This is a genomic window from Polaromonas sp. UBA4122 (genome assembly GCA_002381615.1).
Taxonomy (GTDB): domain Bacteria; phylum Pseudomonadota; class Gammaproteobacteria; order Burkholderiales; family Burkholderiaceae_C; genus Polaromonas.
In genome coordinates, this window is sequence record DFWY01000120.1 from 1 (window position 1) to 7,822 (window position 7,822).

At 57.7% G+C, this 7,822-nt stretch carries 7 protein-coding genes; 5 read left to right on the forward strand and 2 right to left on the reverse strand.

The genetic code is table 11. From position 1 onward, the window contains the following. Nucleotides 1-177: 177 nt before the first annotated feature. The 3 genes from B3F77_RS15175 to B3F77_RS15185 all read left to right on the forward strand — a co-directional run bounded on the left by B3F77_RS15175 (nucleotide 178) and on the right by B3F77_RS15185 (nucleotide 4,038). Entirely contained in the window at nucleotides 178-1,212 is a 1,035-nt protein-coding gene (locus B3F77_RS15175; RefSeq protein ID WP_293605758.1) for an ABC transporter substrate-binding protein, read from the forward strand. A gap of 127 nt (nucleotides 1,213-1,339) precedes the next feature. Beyond that, a complete protein-coding gene (locus tag B3F77_RS15180) occupies nucleotides 1,340-2,971 on the forward strand; it encodes an ABC transporter permease (RefSeq protein ID WP_293605759.1) in 1,632 nt (543 codons plus the stop codon). Then, nucleotides 2,959-4,038 carry an ABC transporter ATP-binding protein gene (locus tag B3F77_RS15185; RefSeq protein ID WP_293605760.1) on the forward strand — a complete coding sequence of 360 codons (1,080 nt, stop codon included), beginning with the start codon at nucleotides 2,959-2,961 and terminating at the stop codon, nucleotides 4,036-4,038. The genes B3F77_RS15180 and B3F77_RS15185 overlap by 13 nt, the downstream gene beginning before the upstream one ends. A gap of 25 nt (nucleotides 4,039-4,063) precedes the next feature. Here the strand turns inward: B3F77_RS15185 and B3F77_RS15190 are convergent, their stop codons facing one another. Both B3F77_RS15190 and B3F77_RS15195 read right to left on the reverse strand, forming a co-directional pair. Next, the gene (locus B3F77_RS15190) at nucleotides 4,064-4,915 is read right to left on the reverse strand and encodes an endonuclease/exonuclease/phosphatase family protein (RefSeq protein WP_293605761.1); all 852 of its coding nucleotides are present in this window, start codon (nucleotides 4,913-4,915) and stop codon (nucleotides 4,064-4,066) included. A 28-nt stretch (nucleotides 4,916-4,943) separates the two neighbouring features. Continuing rightward, on the reverse strand, nucleotides 4,944-5,153 hold the full coding sequence (locus B3F77_RS15195) for a hypothetical protein (protein ID WP_293605762.1): 210 nt from the start codon (nucleotides 5,151-5,153) through the stop codon (nucleotides 4,944-4,946). Between the two features lie 206 nt (nucleotides 5,154-5,359). Between B3F77_RS15195 and B3F77_RS15200 the strand changes: the two genes are divergently transcribed. Then, complete coding sequence (locus tag B3F77_RS15200; protein WP_293605763.1) at nucleotides 5,360-6,865, forward strand: CYTH and CHAD domain-containing protein; 1,506 nt, start codon at nucleotides 5,360-5,362, stop codon at nucleotides 6,863-6,865. A gap of 127 nt (nucleotides 6,866-6,992) precedes the next feature. Then, the gene (locus B3F77_RS15205; protein ID WP_293605764.1) at nucleotides 6,993-7,403 is read left to right on the forward strand and encodes a hypothetical protein; all 411 of its coding nucleotides are present in this window, start codon (nucleotides 6,993-6,995) and stop codon (nucleotides 7,401-7,403) included. Nucleotides 7,404-7,822: the final 419 nt, after the last annotated feature.

A 7,822-nucleotide genomic window follows, 5' to 3' on the forward strand; every position in this document is an offset into this window, starting at 1 on the left:
GACTCTTATGCGCCGGATGATTTTAAGTACCATATCACGGCACGGGAAATTGCAGCTTAAGCAACTGTCAGGTGATGCATGCAGACAATCCACGGTGACCGCGTTCGTGACCTGTCACCGAACAGTCATATTGGTTTGTCATGATCCCATATTTCAAGGCTCAACACTGGAATTTTCATGATTCACTCAGGCTCGACCGCAAGCCGGTTTCTTCTGTATGTCCGCAGCATGCTCTCGTGGCTGACTTGCGCACTTTTGGGCTTCGCGCCCTTGGCCGCACAGGCTCAGACCTCATCACTATCGGGCCCGCTGGTGTTGTATACGTCGCAGCCAGAGCGCGATGTCAAAGAGACACTTGCTGCATTCAACAAACGCTATCCCAATGTCAAGGTAGAGGTTTTCAGGTCCGGAACCACCGAGGTCATCAATCGGCTGCGCACTGAAATTGTTGCGGGTGCTCCCCGCCCGGACGTTCTTCTCATTGCAGATTCCGTGTCAATGGAAGCGCTCAAGGGAGACGGGCGGCTGATGCGCATGCGCAACCTCGACACGACTGGAATTCCTGCGGCGTTTTTTGACCCGCAGCGTACCTATGTGGGTACCAAGTTGATCACGACCGGCATTGTGTACAACAGCAAGTCCAGTTTCAAACCGGCTTCATGGGCTGATCTACTGAACCCGGCGCTGAAAGGACATATCGTCATGCCGAGTCCTCTCTATTCGGGCGCGGCCGCGATCACGGTGAGCACATGGTCCAAAGCGCCTGAGCTCGGGTGGAAATTCATCGAGGGGCTCAAAGCCAATAATGCGGTTGCCGTGCAGGGTAACGGTGCTGTACTGCAGCAGGTTGCCAGCGGTGAAAAGTCGGTCGGCATTCTGGTTGACTTCATGGCCTTGAATGCAAAGGCCAAGGGTTCGCCGGTCGAGTTTGTCATCCCCAGGGAAGGCCTGACCTTTGTTACCGAGCCGGTCGCAATTTTGAACACGGCCAAAAATGTGGCATCGGCTGAAGCATTCGTCAACTTTCTGGTTTCACGGGAAGGCCAGGAGTTTTCGACGACACTTGGCTATTTGCCCCTGGCCAGCAATGTGCCGCCGCCAAAAGGCTATCCTGCTGGCAAGAGCTTTCGGTTCATGAAGATTGACGCTGACGATATCCTGAAAACAGCAGAGGATGATAAAAAACGGTTCTCCACCATCTTCGGCGGTTGACGCGTTAGCCACAGTGACAAGCAAGCTTTCTGTTCATCCTGGTTTTGCATTACCGCATCAGCCTGCACCGCTCGGGCGCTGGAACGATGAGCGAATTCTGACCTGGCTTGTACTGGCATTTTTGGCCGTGATTTGCTTGCTGCCGATTGCGCGGCTGCTGTATGAAGTAGCGTCTGCCCTGGTCGGGCCCCAGCGTGGCATGGTGGTTTCTGCTGTCACGTCGAGTGCCGCCTGGACTGCTACCCGACACTCGCTGGAAGTGGGTCTGTTGGGCGGCCTGGTGGCAACCGTCTATGGGTTGTTCATGGCCACCCTGGTGACACTGACAAAAATTCGGTACCGGCAGATGCTCGTGTTTGGTTTTGTCGCGCAGGCCATGTTGCCCGCCCAGGTGGTCGCGCTGGCGTGGTTGCAGCTGTGGATGCCCATGCGCGATGCCCTCGTTTCGATGGGATTGCAGTCGGCATCTGCCTGGGGCAATCCGCTGCAGACCCGGGAGGGCATTGTTTTTCTGCTTGGGATTCACTTTGCGCCGCTGGTTTTCCTGACGGTCAGGGCGGCACTGCTCAATGTGCCTCCCGATGTGGTTGAAGCCGCACGGGTGTGCGGTGCGCGTCCCACGCAAGTGATTCGCAAAGTCATCTGGCCGCTGATTACGCCGGCATTTGCTTCAGGCGCGGCGCTGGCCTTTGTGTCCTGCATCGGAAATTTCGGCATACCGGCTTTTTTGGGCATACCGGGGGATTACCTGGTCTTGCCGACGCTCATTTATAGGGAGCTTTCGGGCTTCGGCCCCAGCGTCATTCCCAATGTGGTCATGCTTTCCGTCCTGGTTGCGGTGCTGGCCGGATTGGGCGTCGTGGCGCAGCATCTGTGCATCAGACGTGGACATTACCGCGTGGTGACGGTCAGATATCCGGAGCCTCCTTTCAGCCTGGGTGCCAGCCGCGTCTGGCTTGAGTTGTTCACGGGATGCCTGATTGCGCTCTTGCTCATCGTGCCCATGCTTGCATTGCTGGCAGATTCCATCAGCCAGGCACCGGGGGTTTCCGTCACCCCGGATACGGCAACGCTGGCCCACTATGTCTACGTTTTGAGCGGCAATGAAGCGACGGCTCGCGCTTTTGTCAACAGCACGGTACTGGCTTTTGGCGCGGCCTTCATTCTTGCTGCCGTGTCCCTGTTTCTGGCCTACCTCATTCAATATCGCCAAAACAGCTTGTTCATCAAGCTTGAAAGAGTCATTGAAATTCCATATGTGATTCCGGGCGTGGTCCTGGCCATGGCCATGATTTTGCTGTATCTGCTGCCATTGCCTTTCTTGAACGTATCGCTCTACAACACCCTGGGTATTATTTTTATCGCCTATCTTGCGAGGTTTTTGACTGTCCAGTTGCGTCCCGTCATCAGCGGCTTCCAGCAGTTTCCGACCGAGATGCTTGAAGCGGCCGAAATATTTGGTGCCAGCTTCAGACGCAGAATGCGCCAGATCGTCCTGCCATCACTGCTTCCGTCCATCACGGCCGGCGCCACGTTGGTGGTTCTGCTCGCCATGAACGAACTGACCATATCAGCCTTGCTCTGGGCAACCGGAACCGAGACGCTGGGCGTTGCCGTGTTCAGCCTGGAGCAGGGCGGAGAATCGGCCGCTGCTTCAGCAATCGGTGTTTTGACTGTCTTGATAACCGTTTCCCTGATGCTGCTCGCCAGTCTGGCTGGGCGCCGTCTTCCTTCAGGGGTTTTGCCATGGCGCGCATAAGCATTCAAAATGTCGCCAAAAAATACGGGGAAGGATCGGGCGCGCATCAAGCGCTGGCGGGGGTCTCCATGGAGATTGCAGACGGCGAGTTTGTTGCACTGCTGGGGCCCTCCGGCTCAGGAAAAACCACCATCCTCAGAGCCATCGCAGGGCTGGAGAAAATCGACGCAGGGGTGATTGCAATCGATGGACAAGTTGTATCAAGCCCCGGCCTGCATGTGACGCCTGAAGAGCGAAAAGTGGCGGTGGTGTTTCAAAATCATGCGCTATGGCCGCAGATGACGGTGTTTGACAACGTCATGTTTCCGCTGCTCGTTAATGCCAAGAGGACGGGCGAGCTGGAACTTCGCGTGAATGAGGCATTGGACAGCGTCGAGCTTGAAGCGCTGAAGCACCGCTATCCCGATCAGCTTTCTGGTGGCCAGAAGCAGCGGGTGGCGCTTGCGCGTGCCATGGTCGGCCACCCCAGGGCCATATTGTTTGATGAGCCTCTGGCCAGTCTCGATGTGGAGCTGCGAAGAGGCATGCTGCGCCATATCGCCAGGGCCAGAAATCCAAAGATCTCCATCGTTTACGTCACCCACAACCAGGAGGAGGCGCTGGCTCTGGCAGACCGGGTCGCCGTGCTTTCAGAGGGCCGCATTGAGCAGTTGCAAACGCCCATGATCTTGTCGCAGGAACCGGTAAGCCGCATGGTGGCAACCTTTGTAGGTGGCAGAAATATTCTGCCCGCCACGGTCGTGAAAACGCAGGGTGAGCACACGGTCTGGCTGGAGCTCAATGGCTACGAATTCGTCGCGCGCTGCCAGAAGCAGCCGGCAACCGCCAAGGTATGGGTTTCAATCCAGCCATCGGCTTTTGAGGTAGCGGGGCAGGGAAAAGGGCTGAATGTCCGGGCCGACTATGTTTTCTTTCAGGGCGACTCCTATGCCATGGAGGGATGTTGCACTGCGCTGCCTGAAACGCTATTGAATATACGTTTGCTCCTGCATGAAAAGCCCGTGGTCAATGGCTGGAAGACGCTGCGCATCACTGACGCGTGGGTATTGCCTGAAAGTCGTGCATGAGTGGCGTTGACTGCCGCTCAAAGACTCAGGCGAGTACGAGCAGTACCGGTTGGTGGTCAGAGGCGTCACTGGTCGAGTCCACCCGCATTTCTTGCACCAGAGGCGCCAAGTCCTCGCTCACGAAGATGAAGTCGTAGGTGAACGGTGGGCCGGGCCACTGCGCCTTGTCGCAAATGCCCACCGTTGGCGCATGCGGCTCACCGGGATGGGTGATTTCCCACGCGTCCCGGTACGGTGGCGTGGCATCGTCTATCGTGGCGAGCAGCCGGGCCCGGTCGGCGGACTCGGGCAGGCAATTGAAGTCACCGGTCAGGATCGATGCTGCAGAACGTGGCACGGAGAAGAACGGGCCTTCAGCTACTTCACCGGGTCGCAGGCTACCCGCTTGGGCGACGGCTTCCTGATGCAACTCGCGCAGCCGCTCAACCTGGGACGCGCGCTGTCGGCTGGAATAGTATTCGAGATGGGTGGTGGTGACGCGTACCAAACCCAATGGCGTGTCGAGCGTGGCTTCAATGGCAATCCGCTGCATGCTGGGAACGCCGGGGTCAGCCGGCCAGGGCAACAGATGGCGGAATACCTGAAGCACGGGAAAGCGCGAAAAAATCATGTTGCCGAAGGTGCGTCGCCCGCCAGAGGGAAGGGGAGTGTCGGTGGCCACACCAACGATCGCTGTATTGCCCGGCAGACGGTCGGCCAGGCCCCGGAACTGGTCACTGCCATCGCAGCCCGGCAGTTCGGGGTAACCGGCCGACACTTCCTGCAGGCATAGCACGTCGAAATCTGCCAATCGGCTTGCATGGGACACGATCCGGTCAAGATCCACCTTGCCATCGGCCCCGCGTCCCCATTGGATATTCCAGGTAATGAGCTTCATACATCGCCCGAAATGTCTGATCCGGACATCAACCGCCTGATACGGCGTTCCCATGGTGTTCAGTGGCTTTCCCTGCGGAGCGCCTGCGGTCAGTGACTGGCCAGCCCGGATGCAAGGATTCAATGGCCTGACGACCCTCAAGTTCTTGCTTCACTTGCAAGACCATCGGATCATCCGCCCCATAGCGAACTTGCAGTTCTTGGAACAGTTTTTTAAGGTTATCAAGGTTTCTGGACATGATTTTTCTCCCACAATTTTTTTAAAATAATAAACTCCATCACGGTCAATGTATTTAGCAGATCTCCTTGACCTTGGTCCGTCATTGAGGCATGGTGATAGACCATCTTCAGGGGAATCCTGAAAGAATGCGCGAGCGTCAGCAAGTCCGTTTTCCTTCACCCCGGATGAAGGACATCCTGGAAATTCGAACAGGGGGTGAAACCCATGAAACCAGTTGCTCTCATCTACAGCTCGCAGGAAATCGAGCTCAAGCTGGCGCTGCCAGCGTCCGGTCCGTCGAGCTTGCCAAAGCAACTGACCCGGATACCGCTGTTGGCGCGTCGCAAGCCGACGCACCGGCATTTGCACAACACCTACTACGACACACCCGAGCAGGTCTTGCGCCAGAAGCGCATCGCGTTGCGAATACGGCGCGTTGGCAGTGAAGCGAAGCCGCAATGGCTGCAGACCCTCAAGACGGGCGGCCTTGGTGACTCGGCCTTGAGCCAGCGTGGCGAATGGGAAGTGCCCGTGCCCGGCGCAGCGTTGTCCCTGGAGGCTCTCAAAGCGACGCCATGGTCCCGCATTGACCCTGATGGCACCGTGTTTGCGGCGTTGGCGCCGAGCTTTGTGACGACCTTCGAGCGAACCAGCTGGTCGGTGCGCCGGCGCGACGGCAGCTTGGTCGAAGTGGCGCTGGACGTCGGGCAGACAGTGGCGGGCGAGAAGAGCACTCCCATTTGCGAGCTGGAGCTCGAACTACTGGTGGGTCAGCCGGCAGCGCTGTTCGACATCGCTCAGCAGATTGCCCGCACCCTTGCCGTGCTGCCGCTGACCATGAGCAAGGCGGAGCGCGGCTACGCCCTGGCGCAGAATTGCCTAGACATGCCGCTGCGCGCCCAGCCCCCCAAGCTGACGCCTGATCTGCCATTGCCTGAGGCCGCAAGACTTGTGCTGCGCGAAATGTTCTGCCAGTTCATCGCCAACCTGAACGCGCTGCGCACTTCGGATGATCCTGAAGTGGTGCATCAGGCGCGGGTCGGTTGGCGACGCCTCCGAAGTGCATTGCGGCTGTTTAAGCCAGCCCTTGCGCTCGACGCGGCGCCGTCCTGGCAGGCACTGCGACCGCTTCTAACGTTTTTGGGCGAACTGCGGGACCTCGATGTGGCCCGGACCGATACGCTCCCGCCGCTGGCGGACGCCTATACGGCAGGGGACGCCCGACGCGAAAAAGCGTGGCAGGCAACGACCGAGGCCCTGACGCAGGCCGCCACCCTCCAGCGCAAAGCCGTGCGTTACGCACTCGACGTGCCAGCGGTCGGTGCGACCTTGCTTGCGATCACACAATGGCTGGAAGGCTTGTCTGCTTCTCCGAGGCCAGGCAATACCAAGGCTGAACCGAAAGAGTCCCTGCGCCGCTGGGCCAGGCGCCGCATTGTCCGTCTGCATGAGCAGTTGAAGGTCGCGTGCAAGGATACCGGCAACCCCGACAGTCAGCACCGTGCTCGAATCCTCGCCAAGCGAATGCGCTACGGCATCGAGGCACTGCATCCGCTTTTACCCAAGAAGCATACGCAACGCTGGTACCAGCAAGCGACCAGTCTGCAGACAAACATCGGCGCCACACGGGATGTCATCCAGGCGGGTGCGTTGGTCGCCCGGCTGGAAGCGGACCTTGGCCTGGTGGAATTCTTGCGCGGCGTCGCCATGGGGCAGACAAGGCCGGGATAACACAATGTTCCGGGGTAGATCTGGTCCATGCAAACATCGATTCTGACTACCCATGCAATTCATTTATTGCATGCACGATCAGTAACGATATAGACTTTGAACGTTGTTTAACAAAAGGGAATCCAGTATGGCCACCACTACCAGGAAACTAGCAGCCAAACCTGCTGCTACCGAGGCAACAAAATCCCTGAAAACAGCAGCCCCGCGCAAATCGGCAGTCAGTCGAACCGCCCAATCGACGCAACCCATAGCAAAGCCCCAGTCCGAGGCGTTGGTCAAACCCAAAACCAAAAAAACCATCAAGGTCAAAAAACCGAAACTGGTTCGCGACCGCTTTACCATCCCCAAGACCGAATACGCCGTTCTGGACGAGCTGAAACAGCGCGCCGACAAACTCGCCCACCCGGTCAAGAAAAGCGAGTTACTGCGCGCCGGTGTCAAGGCACTGGCTGCTATGCCGGATGGTGCATTCCTGAGCGCACTGAATGTCGTACCCTCCATCAAGCCAGGACGCCCCAAGGACAACAGAGCGAAATAATCTGTCACTGCGGTGATGGCGACTTGGACCCAAAAGTCTGCTAGAGAAATTCTGGCGACTGAACTGTTGCCACAAGGGTCGGGGCCGATGCATCGCGTTAGCGGTTGCGTAGGCACCAGACTGCGCCTTTTTTGATGGTGCATCCATAGTCTGCAAACCAATCAGCTGGGCAATCACCTGCCCCAGCATGGGTTGATATCCCACCACCAGAATCGTTGTTTTGGCGTAGGGCTGTTGTCGCCGACCAAAAATTGACCAGTCTGCCGATGCCGAAATTGACCAGACCAACTCTTCTACAGGCCATAACTGGCAAGCTTTTTTTTCTAGCAAATCAGGTGGTCATTGCAACATCTGCACATGCATTGCTAAATGGGCAATTGGGCATCGACGGAGACAATCATGCATAAAGCGCAGCACCT

What these genes read in the sequence shown, in the direction of transcription:
- B3F77_RS15175 (WP_293605758.1), top strand. Translation starts at nt 178, where the DNA reads ATGATTCACTCAGGCTCGACCGCAAGCCGGTTTCTTCTGTATGTCCGC.
- B3F77_RS15185 (WP_293605760.1), top strand. Translation starts at nt 2,959, where the DNA reads ATGGCGCGCATAAGCATTCAAAATGTCGCCAAAAAATACGGGGAAGGA.
- B3F77_RS15190 (WP_293605761.1), bottom strand. Translation starts at nt 4,915, where the DNA reads ATGAAGCTCATTACCTGGAATATCCAATGGGGACGCGGGGCCGATGGC.
- B3F77_RS15195 (WP_293605762.1), bottom strand. Translation starts at nt 5,153, where the DNA reads ATGTCCAGAAACCTTGATAACCTTAAAAAACTGTTCCAAGAACTGCAA.
- B3F77_RS15200 (WP_293605763.1), top strand. Translation starts at nt 5,360, where the DNA reads ATGAAACCAGTTGCTCTCATCTACAGCTCGCAGGAAATCGAGCTCAAG.
- B3F77_RS15205 (WP_293605764.1), top strand. Translation starts at nt 6,993, where the DNA reads ATGGCCACCACTACCAGGAAACTAGCAGCCAAACCTGCTGCTACCGAG.